The organism is Pseudomonas lundensis (assembly GCF_002269125.1).
Lineage (GTDB): Bacteria > Pseudomonadota > Gammaproteobacteria > Pseudomonadales > Pseudomonadaceae > Aquipseudomonas > Aquipseudomonas lundensis_A.
This window is the reverse complement of record NZ_NQKI01000011.1, coordinates 53,760-71,126: the sequence shown is the minus strand read 5'-3', so window position 1 is coordinate 71,126 and position 17,367 is coordinate 53,760. Positions and strand designations below refer to the sequence as shown.

Below are 17,367 nucleotides of genomic sequence, written 5' to 3'. Positions count from 1 at the left end.
AATCTTTTGTCTGACAAAACGTTGCCATGGCATCTGATGGGGTGTTTGCGTTTGCGTCTGGCAGGTGTCTGAAGTGCGCTAATCAGCGAGAATGGCGGCCTCCGGCGTGTGGTCGGGAGGGTGGAGAGAGTTATGGGGTTTGATCAGATTCGTCAGCGCCGTTTGTCTGACGATATTGTCGAGCAGCTTGAGGGCATGATCCTTGAGGGCACGTTGAAGTCGGGCGAGCGCTTACCGGCCGAGCGTGCGTTGGCTGAACAATTCGGGGTGTCGCGCCCGTCGTTGCGCGAAGCGATCCAAAAATTGTCGGCCAAGGGGTTGCTGGTCAGTCGCCAGGGTGGTGGCAATTATGTCGCGACGTCACTGGGGTCGACCTTCAGTGACCCCTTGTTGCAACTGCTTGAAAGCAACCCCGAGGCGCAACGCGACTTGTTGGAGTTTCGGCATACGCTGGAAGCGTCCTGCGCGTTTTATGCCGCCCTACGTGCCACGGACGTGGACCGTGAGCGTCTGCGCATAGCGTTTGAACGGTTGCAAGATTGCTACACGCGGGTCGATGAGGTCAGTCGTGCCGAAGAGGGCGAGGCTGACGCGAGTTTTCACTTGGCGATTGCCGAGGCGAGCCATAACGCGGTGTTGTTACACACGATTCGTGGGTTGTTTGATTTGCTCAAGCGCAACGTGGTGACCAATATCGGCGGGATGTACAAGCAGCGCAGCGAAACGCGAGACATGCTCATCAGTCAACATCGCGAATTGTACCTGGCGATTATTGAAGGGCGGGCTGAGGATGCACGAGAGGTGTCCAGTCGGCATCTGATGTATGTGCAGGAAGTCTTGGAGGAGGTACGTCAGGAAGTTCAGCGCACAGCGCGTGCTGAGCGGCGCAATGGTTTGTAAGGGGTAAAACCTTCAGCAACAACAACGCTCGCGATTGAGGTCACCCTGATAGTCGGGTTGGGCCCATCGCGAGCTGGTAGGCAGTCGAAGAGGGTTAGTCTTCCTTGCCTTTGTTGCGTACCGCGCGTTGCAGCTCGCGATCGGAGTCGCGCTCGCGTTCGGTATGACGCTTGTCGTATTCCTTCTTGCCTTTACCCAGGGCAATTTCACACTTGATCAAGTGTTTGCTCCAGTAAAGCGAGAGGCAGACGCAGGCGTAACCCTTCTGCTGCACCGAGGCAAACAGCTTTTCAAGCTCGCGCTTGTTGAGCAGCAGTTTGCGGCTGCGCGTCGGGTCGGCAATAACGTGCGTGCTGGCGGTCGTCAGTGGGGCGATGTGGCTGCCGAGCAACCAGGCTTCACCGTCCTTGAGAAGCACGTAGCTGTCGACTAACTGTGCCTTGCCTGCACGCAGACTTTTTACTTCCCAGCCGGCCAGGACCAGACCAGCCTCGAACCGATGTTCGATGAAGTAATCGTGTCGCGCCTTTTTGTTCTGCGCGATGGTCCCTGTGGGGTGTTTCTTCTGTTTAGCCATAGGGGCGGCATTATAGGCAGTTGCGAGCAAGTCGGCTACGGGCACCTGCGTGCTTGAGCGCGTAGGTTGAATCCCGGACAATGCGCCCTCTTTTTTATCGGTTGGGCGTAGTAACGATGTCGACAGACAAGGTTTCTGTCCACGGCAGTTGGGCAAGCCGTTGGGTCTTTATTCTCGCTGCGACCGGTTCTGCCGTGGGTTTGGGCAGTATCTGGAAATTCCCCTACATGGTTGGCGTCTATGGGGGTGGTGCGTTTGTGCTGGTGTTTTTGGCCTGTATCGCGCTGATCGGTGTCCCGGTCATGCTGGCTGAAACGTTGATCGGGCGGCGCGCGCGGCTTAGTCCGGCAAATGCCTTGAAGGTACTGGCGGTGGAGGCAGGCCATTCGGCGCGATGGTCTTGGTGGGCTTTCGCCGGGATGATTACGGCATTACTGATTCTATCTTTTTACAGTGTGGTCGGCGGTTGGTCGCTGGATTACATCCTCAATATGGGCAAGGGCGATTTTCAGGGCGCGACGGCCGATCAGGTGGGGGCGTATTTCGGTCACGTCATCGCTGATCCGTGGCGGCTGACCTTCTGGCATACCGCGTTTATGTTGCTTTCTGCCTATGTGATTGCCAAAGGCGTAGTGGCTGGGCTTGAGCGCAGTTTGCGCATCATGATGCCGATTCTGTTTGTGCTGCTGTTGGTGTTGCTCGGGTACAGCATGACCACCGGGCATTTCATGGAAGGCGTGCATTTTATGTTCGACTTCAACCCTGATCGCGTGATGGACGGTTTGCTCGCCGCGATGGGGCATGCGTTTTTTTCCCTCAGTGTGGGTGTGGGTTCGATCATGATCTACGGTGCTTATATGCCGAAGAATGCGTCGATATCAGGGACGGTTGTAGGCGTGGCGTTGATCGATACGTTTGTCTCATTGCTCGCTGGGCTGGCATTGTTTCCAATTGTGTTTGCATCGGGTTTGAACCCCAGTGAAGGACCGGGACTGATGTTTGTCACGTTGCCTTTTGCGTTTGGCAACGTGGCGTTTGGCCAATTGATGGGGGTGGTGTTTTTTGTGCTGGTGGCTGTTGCGGCCTGGAGTTCGGCCATTTCCCTGCTCGAACCAATGGTGGCTTATCTGGTAGAGCGAACCAAAATCCGTCGTTTGTGGGTCACTTTCTGGCTGGCGTTCAGTTGCTGGTTTGTCGGATTGGGTACGGTGTTCTCGTTCAATATCTGGAAGCAGGCCAAATTTTTCGTGAACGAAGAATCCGGTTTTCGCCTCTACCAATGGGGTGCGGAGCATGGTCTTGACTTCTTTGGTGTCGTCGATTTCCTCACCTCGCGTATCATGCTGCCTTTGGGTGGACTGTGTTTCGTAGTCTTTGCGGGCTGGATCATGGGCCGTGGTGCGGTTCGCGACGAGTTGTCGATGCGCAGCCCGGTGTTGTTCGCCTTGACTCTTTTTTTGATGCGCTATGTGGCGCCACTCGGCATCCTGATCGTGTTTGCCGCCCAGCTGTGGAAGTAACGCTGACATGACTACCCATATTCAACGCTCCGCCTTGTTGCCTTATCCCGCGCAGGCTTTGTATGACTTGGTCAATGATGTGGCCAAGTACCCCGAGTTTTTGCCGTGGTGCTCCTCGGCCGAGATCCTTGAACGTACGGAGGTGCTCATGCGCGCCAGTCTGGGCGTGGCAAAGGGCGGCTTGAGCCAGCACTTTGTGACGCGCAATACGCTGGTGCCGGGCCAGTCGATCGAGATGAACCTGGAGGAGGGGCCGTTCACCAAGCTGCATGGTGTGTGGGTCTTCAAACCGTTGGGCGAAAAAGCCTGCAAGATCAGCCTGGACATGACGTTTGACTACGCGGGCGCGCTAGTCAAAGCCACACTGGGACCCTTGTTCAATCAGGCGGCCAACACCTTGGTGGATGCGTTCTGCCAACGCGCCAAGCAACTGTATGGCTGAGTCTATGATTGCAATTGAGGTGGTGTACGCTTCGGTCGAGCGACAGCGTCTACTGGCGCTGACTGTTGCTAAAGGCACCAGCGTGCGCTCAGCCGTTTTAGCGTCGGGCTTGAGTGAAGCGTTCCCGGAACTTGATTTGGCAAATTGCCCGGTTGGAATCTTCGGTAAACAAATTAATGCCCCTGAAGACCGAGTGTTGGAAGCCGGTGATCGAGTGGAAATTTATCGACCGCTTGTGGCTGATCCCAAAGAAATTCGTCGTCAACGTGCTGCGAGAGCGGCAGAGGCCAAGCGCCTTAACCCTTCCTCATAGTTTTCGCCGACAACAAAAAGCCCGGCACGCCGGGCTTTTTTGTACCGAACGCTTATTGTTCGGTTGTATCCAGAGGTTCTGGAGTCGGGACAGGCACTGTTTCGACCCCGTCGACATCCTTCTGGATTTGATCCAGCAACGATCCAGGCTTGGCCGGGACCTCACTCTTCTCGGTTGGAGCAGCCGGCGTGGTCACATTTGCGCCGCCGTCTTTGCCGAGAATGGCTTCGTCTTTGCTGACGCCAGGCATGAAGTCGCCTGACAAGCTGACGAGCTGGTCGTTTTCATTGAAGAACACGCTGACGCGTTCCTGTTGGCGTTCACCGCCGCCTGGTTGGAGGCTATACAAATAATCCCAACGATCCGGATGGAATGTATCGGTCAGCAGGGCGTTCCCCATGATAAACCGCACTTGCCGGCGGGTCATTCCCGGGCGTAACTGGTTTATCATGTCCTGCGTGACGACATTGCCCTGCTGGATGTCGATTTTGTAAACCCCGGGGAATGAACAACCGGCGAGTGCGAGCAGTCCCACAAAGGTGAAACTGGTTAGCAAGAGCTTGGTGTTTTGCATCGGTGGGCGACTTCCACTATCTTGGCTGGGACAACGTAAACGCCGATCATACCCGTATTAAGAGAAGCTGCGAAGCGGCTTCCGCGAGAAAGCTAACCATGGTTGAAAATAGCGAACTACGTAAGGCCGGACTTAAGGTGACTCTGCCGCGAGTCAAAATTCTACAAATGCTTGATTCTGCTGATCAGCGTCACATGAGTGCCGAAGACGTTTACAAGGCGCTTATGCAGGCAGGCGAGGACGTCGGTCTGGCCACGGTTTATCGTGTGCTGACCCAGTTCGAGTCCGCCGGGCTGGTGATTCGCCACAATTTCGATGGCGGTCATGCGGTGTTCGAGTTAGCAGATGCTGACGGTGGCCACCACGACCATATGGTCAACGTTGAAAGCGGAGAAGTGATTGAGTTTTTCGATGAAGACATCGAGAAGCTGCAGCACGCAATCGCCGAGAAACATGGCGTTGAGCTGGTGGATCACAACTTGGTTCTCTACGTACGTAAGAAAACCAAGTAAGCAAGGCACGCGAATTCAGGTTCGTGAAACGATCGAAGGCGACCCAAGGGTCGCCTTCGTGCTTTCTGTGGGATGACCGTTCGTCGTTAAGCTGCCTGATTTTTTGCTGATACGACCATTTTCTTCGCGTGCGCCAAAGACTCTTTGGTCAGATCGATGCCGCCCAGCATGCGCGCAACCTCTTCCACGCGCTCTTTTTGACTCAGTTTGGATACCGCTGTACGCGTAGCCTCGCTGTCCCTAACTTTGTGCACGAAAAGATGCTGGTGGCACTGCGCAGCGACTTGAGGCAAGTGTGTGACGGTCAAGACTTGACCGCGGTCGCCGAGGCGGCGTAGCAGTTGACCTACAATCTCGGCTGTAGGGCCGCCAATACCCACGTCCACTTCGTCGAAGACCAGAGTCGGAACGCGTGAGGTTTGCGCGGTGATTACCTGAATAGCCAAGCTGATACGTGACAGTTCACCGCCAGACGCTACTTTGGCCAGCGCTTTGAGCGGCTGTCCGGGGTTTGCGCTGACCAGCAGTTCGACGTGTTCCAGGCCGAAAGGCTGTGGGTCGGTACTGTTTTGCGGCTTTAATTCAATGACGAAACGACCTCCCGGCATGCCGAGGCGCTGAATTTCTTCTTCTACAGCGCTGCCCAGGCGCGTAGCGGCCTGAGTGCGAATGTTGCTGAGTTCACGCGCGCATTCTTGATAATGACGTGCAAACGCTGTCAGCTCAGTGGCCAGCCTTTCGATGGATTCATCATTGGCGTTCAGCGTTTCCAGCTCATCCATCAATTTTTGTTGCAGGGCATAGACCTCGGCAGGTTGAACGCGATGTTTGCGTGCCATGGTATAGATGGAGTCGAGACGCTCCTCCAAATATTGCAGGCGACGCGGGTCAGCATCGAAGTGGTCGAGAAAGCGATTCAGCTCACCGACTGCTTCTTCAACCTGGATCTGGGCACTGGCAAGCAAATCAGAAGCTTCGTTCAGTGCGCTGGTATTGTTGTTGACACTGGCCAAGCGATTGAGGCTGCCGGTGAGCGTGTTAAGCACATTGCCGGAGTCGCTTTCACTGCATTGCTCGACCACTTGGCGGCAAATTGAAAGTAAAGCTTCGGCATTGGTAAGGCTTTTGTGTTCCTGCTCCAGCTCTTCCAGCTCATTTTCAGCAAGCGCCAGGCTGTCTAGCTCTTCGAGTTGATAGCTGAGCAACTGATGGCGAGCTTGCTGCTCATCGCCAGAGTTGGAAAGATGCTCAAATTCTTGTTTGCTTTGACGCCAGCGTTGTGCCGCGAGCTGTACCTGTCGGGCCAAGTCGGTCGCGCCTGCAAATTCATCAAGCAACCGACGGTGTGTTTCGGGTTTTAGCAGCGATTGATGTTCATGTTGGCTATGAATGTCGATCAACAGCTCGCCAAGGGCTTTGAGGTCGCCTTGTGGACAAGGCGTGCCGTTGATATAGCCACGGGAACGTCCCTCGCTGGTAATGACTCGCCGCAGAATGCAGGGGCCGTCATTCTCGAGATCCCGTTCGGCCAGCCATGCTTGTGCTTCGGGGATTTCTTGCAAATCGAAAGTGGCGAGAATGTCTGCCTTGTCTGCGCCAGGACGCACGACGCCACTGTCCGCGCGGTCGCCCAGCGTTAATCCCAGGGCATCGAGCATGATCGATTTGCCGGCGCCGGTTTCGCCAGTGATTACACTCATACCGCGATCGAGTTCCAGATCGAGATGTTCAACGATGGCGTAGTTGTGTACGGACAGGTGCACCAGCATGGGGGCCGCTCCAAAACGTAATGTCTGGTTATTTATACAGTGTTTTTGGGCGGACTGACAATGGGCAGGCTTAGTTCGATTTACACCGCATTTGCTATTTTTTAGGTCGTTTGGTTTTTTGGTAGAGCGTGCGCTTGATTGAGATAACTCATACCTTCCGTTTTTCTGGCTCTTGAACCTGAGAATTGCGACCCCATATACCTTGGCACAAGCGCGAACTTGAATTCGCGGACAAAGTTTGAAAGGAGAAATCTATGGCAGACGAACAGACTATGGATACGCAGAACCAAGATGCTAATCAGGCCGCCGATGCATCAGGCGAAGATCTGGTAGCCCGTGTGCAGGTGCTTGAAGAGCAACTGGCAGCCGCCAATGATCAGGCTCTGCGTGTAGCTGCCGATCTGCAGAACGTCCGCCGCCGTGCCGAGCAGGACGTTGAGAAAGCACATAAATTTGCTCTGGAAAAATTTGCTGGCGATCTGTTGCCAGTGATCGACAGCCTGGAACGTGGGCTTGAACTGTCGAGCCCTGATGACGAGAGCATTCGACCGATGCGTGAAGGTATCGAGCTGACGCTCAAAATGTTCCAGGACACCCTGAAGCGTTATCAGCTGGAGGCCATTGATCCGCACGGCGAACCGTTCAATGCCGAGCATCATCAGGCGATGGCCATGCAAGAAAGTGCTGACGTTGAGCCCAATAGCGTTCTTAAGGTGTTCCAAAAGGGTTATCAACTCAATGGCCGCTTGTTGCGCCCGGCGATGGTCGTGGTAAGCAAGGCGCCGGCGCCGGCACCGGTTTCGCCTTCAATTGATGAGCAGGCTTGAAATCGGTCGCAAGGCCCCCATTTAGAAGTCAAGCGTTTAAGTAATGCCGCAGTTGGTCATTACTGCTGCGGCAAAAAAATTCAAATTTAGGGAGAGTTAACATGGGCAGAATTATCGGTATTGACTTGGGCACCACCAACTCGTGTGTGTCTGTTCTGGAAAACGGCAAGGCCAAAGTGATTGAAAACGCAGAAGGCGCGCGTACTACGCCTTCGATCATTGCGTACGCCAACGACGGCGAAATTTTGGTTGGCCAGTCGGCCAAGCGTCAGGCAGTGACCAATCCGCATAACACCCTGTACGCGGTGAAGCGTCTGATCGGTCGTCGTTTTGATGAAGAAGTTGTACAGAAAGACATCCAGATGGTGCCTTACAAAATCGTCAAGGCAGACAATGGCGATGCTTGGGTTGAAGTGAACGGCCAAAAAATGGCTCCGCCACAAATTTCGGCTGAAATTCTGAAAAAAATGAAGAAAACCGCCGAAGACTACCTCGGCGAGCCAGTGACTGAAGCGGTTATTACCGTTCCGGCTTACTTCAACGACAGCCAGCGTCAGGCAACCAAAGACGCGGGCCGTATTGCTGGTCTGGACGTAAAACGCATCATCAACGAACCTACCGCAGCTGCTCTGGCTTACGGTATGGACAAAGCGAAGGGCGACCACACTGTCATCGTTTATGACTTGGGTGGCGGTACATTCGACGTGTCGGTAATTGAAATTGCTGAAGTTGATGGCGAGCATCAGTTTGAAGTGCTGGCAACCAATGGTGACACGTTCCTGGGTGGTGAAGACTTCGATATCCGTCTGATCGACTACCTGGTTGACGAGTTCAAGAAAGAAAGCGGCATGAACCTCAAAGGTGACCCGCTGGCGATGCAGCGTCTGAAAGAAGCTGCTGAAAAAGCCAAAATCGAACTGTCTTCGAGCCAGTCGACTGACGTGAATCTGCCTTACATCACTGCAGATGCCACTGGTCCTAAGCACTTGAACGTGAAGATCTCTCGCGCCAAGTTGGAATCGCTGGTTGAAGATCTGGTTCAGCGCACAATCGAGCCTTGCCGTCTGGCGTTGAAAGATGCCGGCATTGATGTGGGTGCTATCAACGATGTCATTCTGGTTGGTGGTCAGACCCGTATGCCATTGGTGCAGAAGCTGGTAACTGAGTTCTTTGGCAAAGAAGCACGTAAAGACGTGAACCCGGACGAAGCGGTTGCCATGGGTGCTGCTATTCAGGGCGCGGTTTTGGCGGGTGATGTTAAAGACGTACTGTTGCTGGACGTAAGCCCGCTGACGTTGGGTATCGAAACCATGGGCGGCGTGATGACGCCTCTGATCGAGAAAAACACCACGATTCCTACCAAGAAATCGCAAGTGTTCTCGACTGCAGACGATAACCAGGGCGCGGTAACCATTCACGTGCTTCAAGGTGAGCGTAAGCAAGCGGCTCAGAACAAGTCGTTGGGTAAATTCGACCTGGCTGACATTCCACCAGCTCCACGTGGCGTGCCTCAGATCGAAGTGACTTTCGATATCGATGCCAACGGCATTTTGAACGTAAGTGCGAAAGACAAGGCGACTGGCAAGTCTCAGTCCATCGTGATCAAGGCTAACTCGGGTCTGTCCGAGGAAGAGATTGCTCAGATGGTGCGTGATGCTGAGGTCAACGCTGAAGAAGACCGCAAGTTCGAAGAGCTGGCCGCTGCACGTAACCAGGGCGACGCGCTGGTTCACTCGACTCGTAAAATGATCGCTGATGCTGGCGACAAGGTTACCGAGGAAGAGAAAGCAGCGATCGAAGCCGCTGTAGTTGCTCTTGAAGCTGCTGTTAAGGGCGATGACAAAGCCGCTATCGACGCCAAGGTTGAAGAGCTGTCCAAGGTGTCGGCTCCGGTTGCTCAGAAGATGTACGCCGAGCAAGCGAACCCTGCGGACGCTGCGTCCAAGCCAGCTGACTCGGCTGAAAAAGCTGACGACGTTGTCGACGCTGAGTTTGAAGAAGTAAAAGACAACAAGTAATTAGCTTGTTTGTCGGCCGGTTGACCGTGCACATGCGGTGACTGGTAGGATGTCGCCGCGCGGGAGCTAGCTCCCGCGTTGGCGTGTCTGGAGTTGAAGAATTTTTACAGCATGCGACAAGGTCGGGTGCTGGCGGTCTGGCTCGAAACCTTCTTGTATTTCGGCCTGTAGTTACCGCTCCTGTCGGCCAACGCATTGGCTGTTAATCAGAAACCAAAATCGTTGAAAAAGACGTGAGTCGAGACTGATCTCTATCGGGCTTGGCGGGTTTGGTGAGGCTCGGGAGGGTTTTGCCGAACGTCCTTGAGAGTGCAAAGAATTATGGCAAAGCGCGACTATTACGAAATTTTGGGTGTTGAGCGCACCTCTACCGAGGTAGAGCTGAAAAAAGCTTATCGCCGTTTAGCAATGAAGCATCACCCGGATCGCAATCCAGACGACAAGGCTTCTGAAGAGCTTTTCAAAGAGGCCAATGAGGCCTATGAAGTCCTCTCGGATTCAAGCAAGCGTGCTGCTTACGATCAGTATGGCCATGCTGGCGTAGACCCGCAGATGGGTGGCGGCGGTGGTGGTTTTGGTGGGCAGAATTTCTCCGATATTTTCGGGGATGTGTTCAGTGATTTCTTTGGTGGTGGTCGTGGCGGCTCCCGGGGTGGTGCTCAGCGCGGTAGCGATTTGCGCTATACGCTGGAGCTGGACCTGGAAGAGGCTGTTCGCGGTACAACCGTCAATATCCGTGTTCCGACGCAAGTTAATTGCAAGCCGTGCGATGGCTCGGGAGCCAAGAAGGGTTCATCGCCCGTCACGTGCCCGACGTGTGGCGGCATTGGTCAAGTTCGCATGCAGCAGGGTTTCTTTGCTGTGCAGCAGACTTGTCCGCGCTGTCATGGCCAAGGCAAGATCATCTCCGACCCTTGCGACAGTTGTCACGGTGCGGGTCGTGTAGAAGAGTACAAAACCCTTTCTGTAAAAGTGCCTGCTGGCGTGGATACAGGTGACCGTATTCGTCTTTCCGGTGAAGGTGAGGCGGGCGTTCAAGGTGGCCCTACCGGCGACCTTTATGTGGTGATCGATGTGCGCGAGCACGCGATTTTTCAGCGCGATGGCAAGCATCTCTTCTGCGAAGTGCCAATCAGCGTGGCAGATGCCGCGCTAGGTGCTGAGCTTGAAGTGCCGACGCTGGATGGTCGGGTCAAGCTGAAAATTCCGGAAGGTACTCAGACCGGCAAGCAGTTCCGCCTGCGCGGCAAGGGTGTTGCGCCAGTGCGTGGTGGTGGTGCCGGTGATTTGATGTGTCGCGTTGTGGTTGAAACGCCTGTCAAATTGAGTCGTCGCCAGCGCGAGCTGATGGAAGAGTTCCGAACTACCCTCGAAGGTGATAGCAGTCATTCGCCGAATGCCACAGGCTGGTTTGAAGGCGTGAAACGCTTCTTCGGCGATTTGTAAGGGGCAGGTCATGCGACGTATTGCTGTGATGGGCGCTGCCGGGCGCATGGGCAAGACACTGGTTGATGCCGTGCAACAGCGCTCGCCGCTGGGTGGTCTTACTGCGGCGATCGTTCGTCCGGGGAGCACGTTGGTGGGTGCTGATGCTGGCGAGTTGGCTTCTCTTGGGCGGATCGGTGTGCCGTTGTCCTCCAGTCTGGAGGCGGTCATTGACGAGTTTGATGTGTTGATCGACTTCACGTTGCCGGAGGTCATGCTGAAAAACCTGGAAATTTGCCGTCGTTCAGGCAAAGCCATGGTGATTGGTACGACTGGGCTGACTCAGTCTCAAAAGCAACAGTTGTCCGAAGCGGGTCAAGACATTCCGATGGTCTTTGCCGCGAACTTCAGTGTTGGCGTCAATCTCTCGCTCAAGCTGCTTGATATGGCGGCGCGCGTGATGGGTGATGATGCGGATATTGAAATCATTGAGGCGCACCATCGTCATAAGATCGATGCGCCTTCGGGGACTGCGCTGCGCATGGGTGAAGTGATTGCGGATGCATTGGGGCGTGATTTGGAGAAAGTCGCGGTCTACGGTCGCGAAGGTCATACCGGCGCTCGTGAACGCGAAACCATTGGCTTTGCAACGGTGCGTGGCGGTGATGTGGTCGGTGATCACACGGTACTGTTTGCGACTGAAGGCGAGCGACTCGAAATTACCCATAAGGCCTCCAGTCGTATGACCTTTGCTAAGGGCGCGGTTCGGGCTGCGTTGTGGCTGGACGGGCGTGAGCCTGGTCTCTACGACATGCAGGATGTTCTCGACCTGCGTTGATCGCTCCCTGTAAAATCCGGCGGCTGGTGCGTCCGCCGCCGGATTTTTAACTGCTAAGCGATGTCCTGTCGCAATCTCGAGCCTTTTAGGCGTTTTAGCGGTAGACCAAAAAAGCATTTTTCTGTAACCTACAGCTTTAGTGTGTCCACTAAAAGCGCGCAGATTATTCGATGAAAAAGCGGGGTGACGTGTCCATACGTCACTCCGCTTTTTTACAACCTGCGATCGCCCTTTCAGGTTTTATTTACGGGAGGTCTTCTTGACTAAGCAAGCCATACTCGCCCTTGCTGATGGCAGCATTTTTCGCGGCGAAGCCATTGGAGCTGACGGTCAAACCGTTGGTGAGGTCGTTTTTAACACCGCAATGACCGGCTATCAGGAAATCCTTACCGATCCTTCCTACGCTCAGCAAATTGTTACCCTGACTTACCCGCATGTAGGCAATACCGGTACTACACCGGAGGATGCCGAGTCTGATCGTGTCTGGTCCGCAGGTCTGGTTATTCGTGATTTGCCTTTGGTTGCTAGCAACTGGCGCAACACGATGTCGTTGTCGGATTACCTGAAAGCCAACAACGTTGTGGCGATTGCAGGCATTGATACACGTCGCCTGACCCGTATTCTGCGTGAGAAAGGCTCGCAGAACGGTTGCATCATGGCGGGTGACAATATTTCGGACGAAGCTGCCATTGCAGCAGCACGAGGTTTCCCGGGCCTGAAGGGCATGGACCTGGCGAAAGTCGTCAGCACCGAGAAGGCCTACGAGTGGCGCTCCAGCGTCTGGAATCTTGCGACCGACAGCCACCCGACCCTGGATGCCTCTGAGCTTCCTTACCACGTCGTTGCCTACGACTATGGCGTGAAGTGGAACATCCTGCGCATGCTGGTGGAGCGCGGTTGCCGCGTGACGGTCGTGCCCGCTCAGACCCCGGCCAGCGATGTTCTGGCGTTGAATCCGGATGGGGTGTTCCTGTCCAACGGCCCAGGCGATCCAGAGCCTTGTGACTATGCAATCAAGGCCATTCAAGAGGTGCTGACCACCGAGATTCCGGTTTTCGGTATCTGCCTGGGTCATCAGCTGCTGGCGTTGGCCTCCGGTGCCAAGACCGTGAAAATGGGTCATGGTCACCATGGCGCCAACCACCCGGTTCAGGATCTGGATACGGGTGTTGTGATGATCACCAGTCAGAACCACGGTTTTGCGGTGGATGAAGCCACTTTGCCTGCCAACGTGCGTGCGATTCACAAGTCGCTTTTTGATGGCACGCTGCAGGGTATTGAGCTGACCGACAAGAGCGCATTCAGCTTCCAGGGTCACCCTGAAGCGAGCCCGGGCCCGAACGACGTAGCACCGCTGTTCGACCGTTTCATCAACGAGATGGCCAAGCGCCGCTAATCCGTTTCCTGTGAATGAAGTCGCCCAAGGCGGCCCCGAGCACCGGCGGCCCTTGGGGGCTTCAGGGAAAAGATTACCGGCTTGCCCACTGACCTGCGGATTTGAGTGACAAACCCATGCCAAAACGTACAGACATAAAAAGCATCCTGATCCTCGGCGCTGGCCCGATCGTTATCGGCCAGGCTTGCGAGTTCGACTACTCTGGCGCTCAGGCGTGCAAAGCCCTGCGTGAAGAGGGTTATCGCGTCATTCTGGTGAACTCCAACCCGGCCACCATCATGACCGACCCGGATATGGCTGATGCTACGTATATTGAGCCGATCAAGTGGCAAACGGTCGCCAAGATCATCGAAAAAGAGCGTCCTGATGCTCTGTTGCCCACCATGGGTGGGCAGACGGCGCTTAACTGTGCATTGGACCTGGAGCGCGAAGGTGTTCTGGAGAAATTCAATGTAGAGATGATCGGTGCCAATGCGGACACCATTGACAAGGCGGAAGACCGTTCGCGTTTCGATAAGGCGATGAAGTCCATCGGCCTTGATTGCCCGCGTTCCGGCATCGCCCATAGCATGGAAGAAGCTAACGCTGTTCTCGAGAAGCTGGGCTTCCCGTGCATCATTCGTCCGTCCTTCACCATGGGCGGCACCGGTGGCGGTATTGCTTATAACCGTGAAGAGTTTGAGGAGATCTGCTCCCGTGGCCTGGACTTGTCCCCAACCAAGGAGCTGCTGATCGACGAGTCGTTGATCGGCTGGAAAGAGTACGAGATGGAAGTTGTCCGCGATAAAAAGGACAACTGCATCATCGTGTGCTCGATCGAGAACTTTGACCCGATGGGTGTGCACACCGGAGACTCGATCACTGTTGCGCCTGCGCAGACCTTGACGGACAAGGAATACCAGATCATGCGTAACGCCTCGCTGGCGGTGCTGCGTGAGATCGGTGTTGAAACTGGCGGCTCCAACGTGCAGTTCGGTATTTGCCCAGACACTGGCCGCATGGTCGTGATCGAAATGAACCCGCGCGTATCCCGTTCGTCGGCGCTGGCCTCAAAAGCCACGGGCTTTCCGATTGCGCGTATCGCCGCCAAGCTGGCAATTGGTTACACCCTCGATGAGCTGCAAAACGAAATCACGGGCGGCAAAACCCCTGCATCTTTCGAGCCTTCCATCGACTACGTCGTGACCAAGATGCCTCGCTTCGCATTCGAGAAGTTTGCCAAGGCTGATGCTCGACTCACCACTCAGATGAAGTCCGTGGGTGAAGTGATGGCTATTGGTCGGACCTTCCAGGAGTCGCTGCAAAAAGCATTGCGCGGTCTTGAAGTGGGCGTTTGCGGCTTGGATGAAAAGCTCGATTTGAGCAACCCGGAAAGCATGGCCGTGCTCAAGCGCGAGCTGACAGTGCCTGGTGCCGAGCGTATCTGGTATGTGGCTGATGCGTTCCGTGCGGGCATGACGGTCGAAGACATCTTCGGCATGAACATGATTGATCCCTGGTTCCTGGTGCAGATCGAGGACCTGATCAAGGACGAAGAGAAGATCAAGACGCTGGGTCTGGCCAGTATCGATCGCGACATGATGTATCGTCTCAAGCGCAAAGGGTTCTCCGATCAGCGTCTGGCCAAACTGCTGGGTGTTACCGAGAAAAACCTGCGTCGCCATCGTCACAAGCTGGAAGTGTTCCCGGTCTACAAGCGCGTTGATACCTGCGCGGCCGAGTTTGCAACTGACACCGCGTACATGTACTCGACCTATGAGGAAGAGTGCGAAGCGAATCCTTCGGGTCGCGACAAAATCATCATTCTGGGTGGTGGCCCGAATCGTATCGGTCAAGGTATCGAGTTCGACTACTGCTGTGTGCATGCGGCACTTGCGCTGCGCGCAGATGGTTACGAAACCATCATGGTGAACTGCAACCCAGAAACTGTTTCCACGGACTACGACACTTCGGATCGTCTGTATTTCGAATCCGTCACGCTAGAGGACGTGCTGGAAATCGTACGGGTCGAGAAGCCAAAAGGCGTGATTGTTCAGTACGGCGGCCAGACTCCACTGAAACTGGCACGAGCCCTTGAAGAAGCTGGCGTCCCGATCATTGGCACCAGTCCGGATGCTATCGACCGCGCTGAAGATCGCGAGCGCTTCCAGCAAATGGTTGAGCGCTTGAACCTGCGTCAGCCGCCAAACGCAACCGTACGCAGTGAAGATGAAGCCATTCGTGCTGCCAGCAAGATTGGTTACCCTCTGGTGGTTCGTCCTTCCTACGTGTTGGGCGGTCGTGCGATGGAAATCGTTTACGAAGAAGAAGAGCTCAAGCGTTACCTGCGTGACGCCGTGAAAGTGTCCAACGACAGCCCTGTGCTGCTCGATCACTTCCTCAACTGTGCCATCGAGATGGATGTCGATGCAGTGTGCGACGGTACTGATGTAGTGATCGGCGCGATCATGCAGCACATTGAGCAGGCAGGTGTTCACTCGGGTGACTCCGCTTGCTCGTTGCCTCCCTATTCGCTGCCGCTGCACATCCAAGATGAGATGCGCGAACAGGTCAAGAAGATGGCGCTGGAATTGGGTGTTGTCGGCCTGATGAACGTTCAGCTGGCGTTGCAAGGCGAAGATATCTATGTGATTGAAGTGAACCCGCGCGCTTCGCGTACCGTTCCTTTCGTCTCCAAGTGCATCGGTGTTTCGTTGGCAATGATTGCTGCGCGCGTCATGGCAGGTAAGACCCTGAAGGAAATCGGCTTCACCAAAGAAATCATTCCTAACTTCTACAGTGTGAAGGAGGCGGTATTCCCATTCGCCAAATTCCCGGGTGTAGACCCGATTCTTGGCCCTGAGATGAAGTCCACCGGTGAAGTGATGGGTGTGGGTGATACATTCGGCGAAGCATTTGCCAAAGCTCAAATGGGCGCGAGCGAAGTATTGCCGACTGGCGGTACCGCTTTCATCAGCGTTCGTGACGACGACAAGCCTTTGGTGGCAGGCGTTGCGCGTGACTTGATCGCGCTGGGTTTTGAAGTGGTTTCGACAGCTGGCACCGCTAAATTTATCGAGGCCGCGGGCTTGAAAGTACGCCGCGTCAATAAGGTGACCGAAGGTCGCCCTCACGTTGTCGATATGATCAAAAATGACGAAGTCACGTTGATCATCAATACGACTGAAGGCCGTCAGTCGATTGCTGACTCTTATTCCATTCGTCGTAACGCCTTGCAGCACAAGATTTATTGCACCACGACTATTGCTGCTGGCGAAGCGATCTGTGAAGCGCTTAAATTCGGCCCTGAAAAAACCGTACGTCGCTTGCAGGATCTACACGCAGGATTGAAGGCATGAGCATAACCAAGTACCCAATGACGGTTCAGGGCGCTAAGGCTCTGGAAGAAGAGCATGCGCACCTCACCAAGGTTGTTCGTCCCAAGCTGAGCCAGGATATTGGCACGGCGCGTGAGCTGGGCGACCTGAAGGAAAATGCTGAATACCATGCTGCTCGTGAGCAGCAAGGTATGGTTGAGGCGCGTATTCGTGACATCGAAGGCCGCATGCAGAACGCGGTCATCATCGATGTGACGACTATTCCGCATACCGGGAAGGTGATTTTCGGTACGACGGTGGAGATTGCTAACGTTGAAACTGATGAAAGCGTGACCTACCAGATCGTTGGCGAAGATGAAGCTGACTTCAAACTCGGAAAAATCTCTGTCGGGTCGCCGCTTGCTCGCGCCTTGATCGCCAAGGAGGAGGGGGATGTGGTGGCTGTAAAGACACCAAGCGGTGTGATTGAGTACGAGATTGTTGAAGTACGCCACATCTGAAAACAGGCGCCCGCTTCAAGCGGGCGCACTGGTTTGGCAGCTAGCCCAGGTATTCTGGGTTGGCGGCTTGTGGTTGATGCATTTAGGATTATTGCCGGTGCTGATCCGAATCGGATTGGCACCGCTGCTGGTCGAGGAGATCGGCAATACGCTGGGAGTGCTGCTGGTGATATTTGCAGCTGTCTGTGCAATCGTGCAGGCGTTGGTATTGGCCGGGGTGGAAGGCGTAGAAAGTGTGTGGCGCGACTTGCGTGGGCAATTATTACTGATGGTATTGCTCGGTTGCGCGTTTTACTTGGCAGGATATTTATGGCTGCCTGAGGCATTGCGCTGGCAATCGTTTTTTTACTGGGTGGTGGGTTTTTCGGGTTTGATTCTGGTGCTGCAGCCTGTTCCGGGCAAGAGTATCAGGGCGCGCGTTGCACGCCCTTGACCCTTG

General features: G+C 54.9%; 16 protein-coding genes. 13 read left to right on the top strand and 3 right to left on the bottom strand.

Going from position 1 to position 17,367, the window contains the following annotated elements:
- Window positions 1-132 precede the first annotated feature (132 nt).
- Window positions 133-900 (top strand): GntR family transcriptional regulator, encoded by a 768-nt coding sequence (locus tag CJF39_RS09395; protein WP_094993161.1) that lies wholly within the window; start codon window positions 133-135, stop codon window positions 898-900.
- A 94-nt stretch (window positions 901-994) separates the two neighbouring features.
- Here CJF39_RS09395 and smpB read toward each other — a convergent pair whose 3' ends face one another.
- The gene (gene smpB / locus CJF39_RS09390; RefSeq protein WP_016783457.1) at window positions 995-1,477 is read right to left on the bottom strand and encodes an SsrA-binding protein SmpB; all 483 of its coding nucleotides are present in this window, start codon (window positions 1,475-1,477) and stop codon (window positions 995-997) included.
- Window positions 1,478-1,593: 116 nt separating this feature from the next.
- On the opposite strand from smpB, the gene CJF39_RS09385 reads away from it, so the two are divergent.
- Genes CJF39_RS09385 through CJF39_RS09375 form a run of 3 tightly spaced genes read left to right on the top strand, consistent with a single transcriptional unit; the run spans window position 1,594 to window position 3,752 of the window.
- Window positions 1,594-2,997: a sodium-dependent transporter gene (locus tag CJF39_RS09385; RefSeq protein ID WP_094993160.1), complete on the top strand. Its 1,404-nt coding sequence runs from the start codon at window positions 1,594-1,596 to the stop codon at window positions 2,995-2,997.
- Between the two features lie 7 nt (window positions 2,998-3,004).
- A complete protein-coding gene (locus CJF39_RS09380) occupies window positions 3,005-3,439 on the top strand; it encodes a type II toxin-antitoxin system RatA family toxin (protein ID WP_094993159.1) in 435 nt (144 codons plus the stop codon).
- Complete coding sequence (locus CJF39_RS09375) at window positions 3,432-3,752, top strand: RnfH family protein (protein ID WP_170942661.1); 321 nt, start codon at window positions 3,432-3,434, stop codon at window positions 3,750-3,752. Before CJF39_RS09380 ends, CJF39_RS09375 begins: the two co-directional genes overlap by 8 nt.
- 52 nt (window positions 3,753-3,804) lie before the next feature.
- On the opposite strand, the gene CJF39_RS09370 is transcribed toward CJF39_RS09375, so the two are convergent.
- On the bottom strand, window positions 3,805-4,326 hold the full coding sequence (locus CJF39_RS09370; RefSeq protein WP_094993157.1) for an outer membrane protein assembly factor BamE: 522 nt from the start codon (window positions 4,324-4,326) through the stop codon (window positions 3,805-3,807).
- A 98-nt stretch (window positions 4,327-4,424) separates the two neighbouring features.
- Here CJF39_RS09370 and fur point away from each other — a divergent pair, with 98 nt between their 5' ends.
- The gene (gene fur, locus CJF39_RS09365) at window positions 4,425-4,838 is read left to right on the top strand and encodes a ferric iron uptake transcriptional regulator (RefSeq protein ID WP_047277561.1); all 414 of its coding nucleotides are present in this window, start codon (window positions 4,425-4,427) and stop codon (window positions 4,836-4,838) included.
- An 86-nt stretch (window positions 4,839-4,924) separates the two neighbouring features.
- Here the strand turns inward: fur and recN are convergent, their stop codons facing one another.
- Window positions 4,925-6,607 carry a DNA repair protein RecN gene (gene recN, locus CJF39_RS09360; RefSeq protein WP_094993156.1) on the bottom strand — a complete coding sequence of 561 codons (1,683 nt, stop codon included), beginning with the start codon at window positions 6,605-6,607 and terminating at the stop codon, window positions 4,925-4,927.
- A gap of 254 nt (window positions 6,608-6,861) precedes the next feature.
- Here recN and grpE point away from each other — a divergent pair, with 254 nt between their 5' ends.
- The 8 genes from grpE to CJF39_RS09320 all read left to right on the top strand — a co-directional run bounded on the left by grpE (window position 6,862) and on the right by CJF39_RS09320 (window position 17,361).
- Window positions 6,862-7,434 (top strand): nucleotide exchange factor GrpE, encoded by a 573-nt coding sequence (gene grpE, locus CJF39_RS09355; RefSeq protein ID WP_094993155.1) that lies wholly within the window; start codon window positions 6,862-6,864, stop codon window positions 7,432-7,434.
- Window positions 7,435-7,535: 101 nt separating this feature from the next.
- On the top strand, window positions 7,536-9,452 hold the full coding sequence (dnaK, locus tag CJF39_RS09350; RefSeq protein ID WP_094993154.1) for a molecular chaperone DnaK: 1,917 nt from the start codon (window positions 7,536-7,538) through the stop codon (window positions 9,450-9,452).
- A 321-nt stretch (window positions 9,453-9,773) separates the two neighbouring features.
- Window positions 9,774-10,898: a molecular chaperone DnaJ gene (dnaJ, locus tag CJF39_RS09345; RefSeq protein WP_047277553.1), complete on the top strand. Its 1,125-nt coding sequence runs from the start codon at window positions 9,774-9,776 to the stop codon at window positions 10,896-10,898.
- 10 nt (window positions 10,899-10,908) lie between these two features.
- Window positions 10,909-11,715 carry a 4-hydroxy-tetrahydrodipicolinate reductase gene (gene dapB / locus CJF39_RS09340; RefSeq protein WP_094993153.1) on the top strand — a complete coding sequence of 269 codons (807 nt, stop codon included), beginning with the start codon at window positions 10,909-10,911 and terminating at the stop codon, window positions 11,713-11,715.
- A 259-nt stretch (window positions 11,716-11,974) separates the two neighbouring features.
- Window positions 11,975-13,111 (top strand): glutamine-hydrolyzing carbamoyl-phosphate synthase small subunit, encoded by a 1,137-nt coding sequence (gene carA, locus CJF39_RS09335; protein ID WP_094993152.1) that lies wholly within the window; start codon window positions 11,975-11,977, stop codon window positions 13,109-13,111.
- 116 nt (window positions 13,112-13,227) lie between these two features.
- A complete protein-coding gene (gene carB, locus CJF39_RS09330) occupies window positions 13,228-16,449 on the top strand; it encodes a carbamoyl-phosphate synthase large subunit (RefSeq protein WP_094993151.1) in 3,222 nt (1,073 codons plus the stop codon).
- Window positions 16,450-16,451: 2 nt separating this feature from the next.
- On the top strand, window positions 16,452-16,928 hold the full coding sequence (gene greA, locus CJF39_RS09325; RefSeq protein WP_047277680.1) for a transcription elongation factor GreA: 477 nt from the start codon (window positions 16,452-16,454) through the stop codon (window positions 16,926-16,928).
- Window positions 16,929-16,956: 28 nt separating this feature from the next.
- The gene (locus tag CJF39_RS09320) at window positions 16,957-17,361 is read left to right on the top strand and encodes an MFS transporter (protein WP_094993203.1); all 405 of its coding nucleotides are present in this window, start codon (window positions 16,957-16,959) and stop codon (window positions 17,359-17,361) included.
- The last annotated feature ends 6 nt before the right edge of the window (window positions 17,362-17,367 follow it).

Coding starts and splice junctions, on each gene's coding strand:
- CJF39_RS09370 (WP_094993157.1), bottom strand. CDS start 4,326: ATGCAAAACACCAAGCTCTTGCTAACCAGTTTCACCTTTGTGGGACTG.
- CJF39_RS09385 (WP_094993160.1), top strand. CDS start 1,594: ATGTCGACAGACAAGGTTTCTGTCCACGGCAGTTGGGCAAGCCGTTGG.
- CJF39_RS09395 (WP_094993161.1), top strand. CDS start 133: ATGGGGTTTGATCAGATTCGTCAGCGCCGTTTGTCTGACGATATTGTC.
- CJF39_RS09375 (WP_170942661.1), top strand. CDS start 3,432: ATGGCTGAGTCTATGATTGCAATTGAGGTGGTGTACGCTTCGGTCGAG.
- dnaJ (WP_047277553.1), top strand. CDS start 9,774: ATGGCAAAGCGCGACTATTACGAAATTTTGGGTGTTGAGCGCACCTCT.
- recN (WP_094993156.1), bottom strand. CDS start 6,607: ATGCTGGTGCACCTGTCCGTACACAACTACGCCATCGTTGAACATCTC.
- dnaK (WP_094993154.1), top strand. CDS start 7,536: ATGGGCAGAATTATCGGTATTGACTTGGGCACCACCAACTCGTGTGTG.
- CJF39_RS09380 (WP_094993159.1), top strand. CDS start 3,005: ATGACTACCCATATTCAACGCTCCGCCTTGTTGCCTTATCCCGCGCAG.
- dapB (WP_094993153.1), top strand. CDS start 10,909: ATGCGACGTATTGCTGTGATGGGCGCTGCCGGGCGCATGGGCAAGACA.
- fur (WP_047277561.1), top strand. CDS start 4,425: ATGGTTGAAAATAGCGAACTACGTAAGGCCGGACTTAAGGTGACTCTG.
- grpE (WP_094993155.1), top strand. CDS start 6,862: ATGGCAGACGAACAGACTATGGATACGCAGAACCAAGATGCTAATCAG.
- smpB (WP_016783457.1), bottom strand. CDS start 1,477: ATGGCTAAACAGAAGAAACACCCCACAGGGACCATCGCGCAGAACAAA.
- carB (WP_094993151.1), top strand. CDS start 13,228: ATGCCAAAACGTACAGACATAAAAAGCATCCTGATCCTCGGCGCTGGC.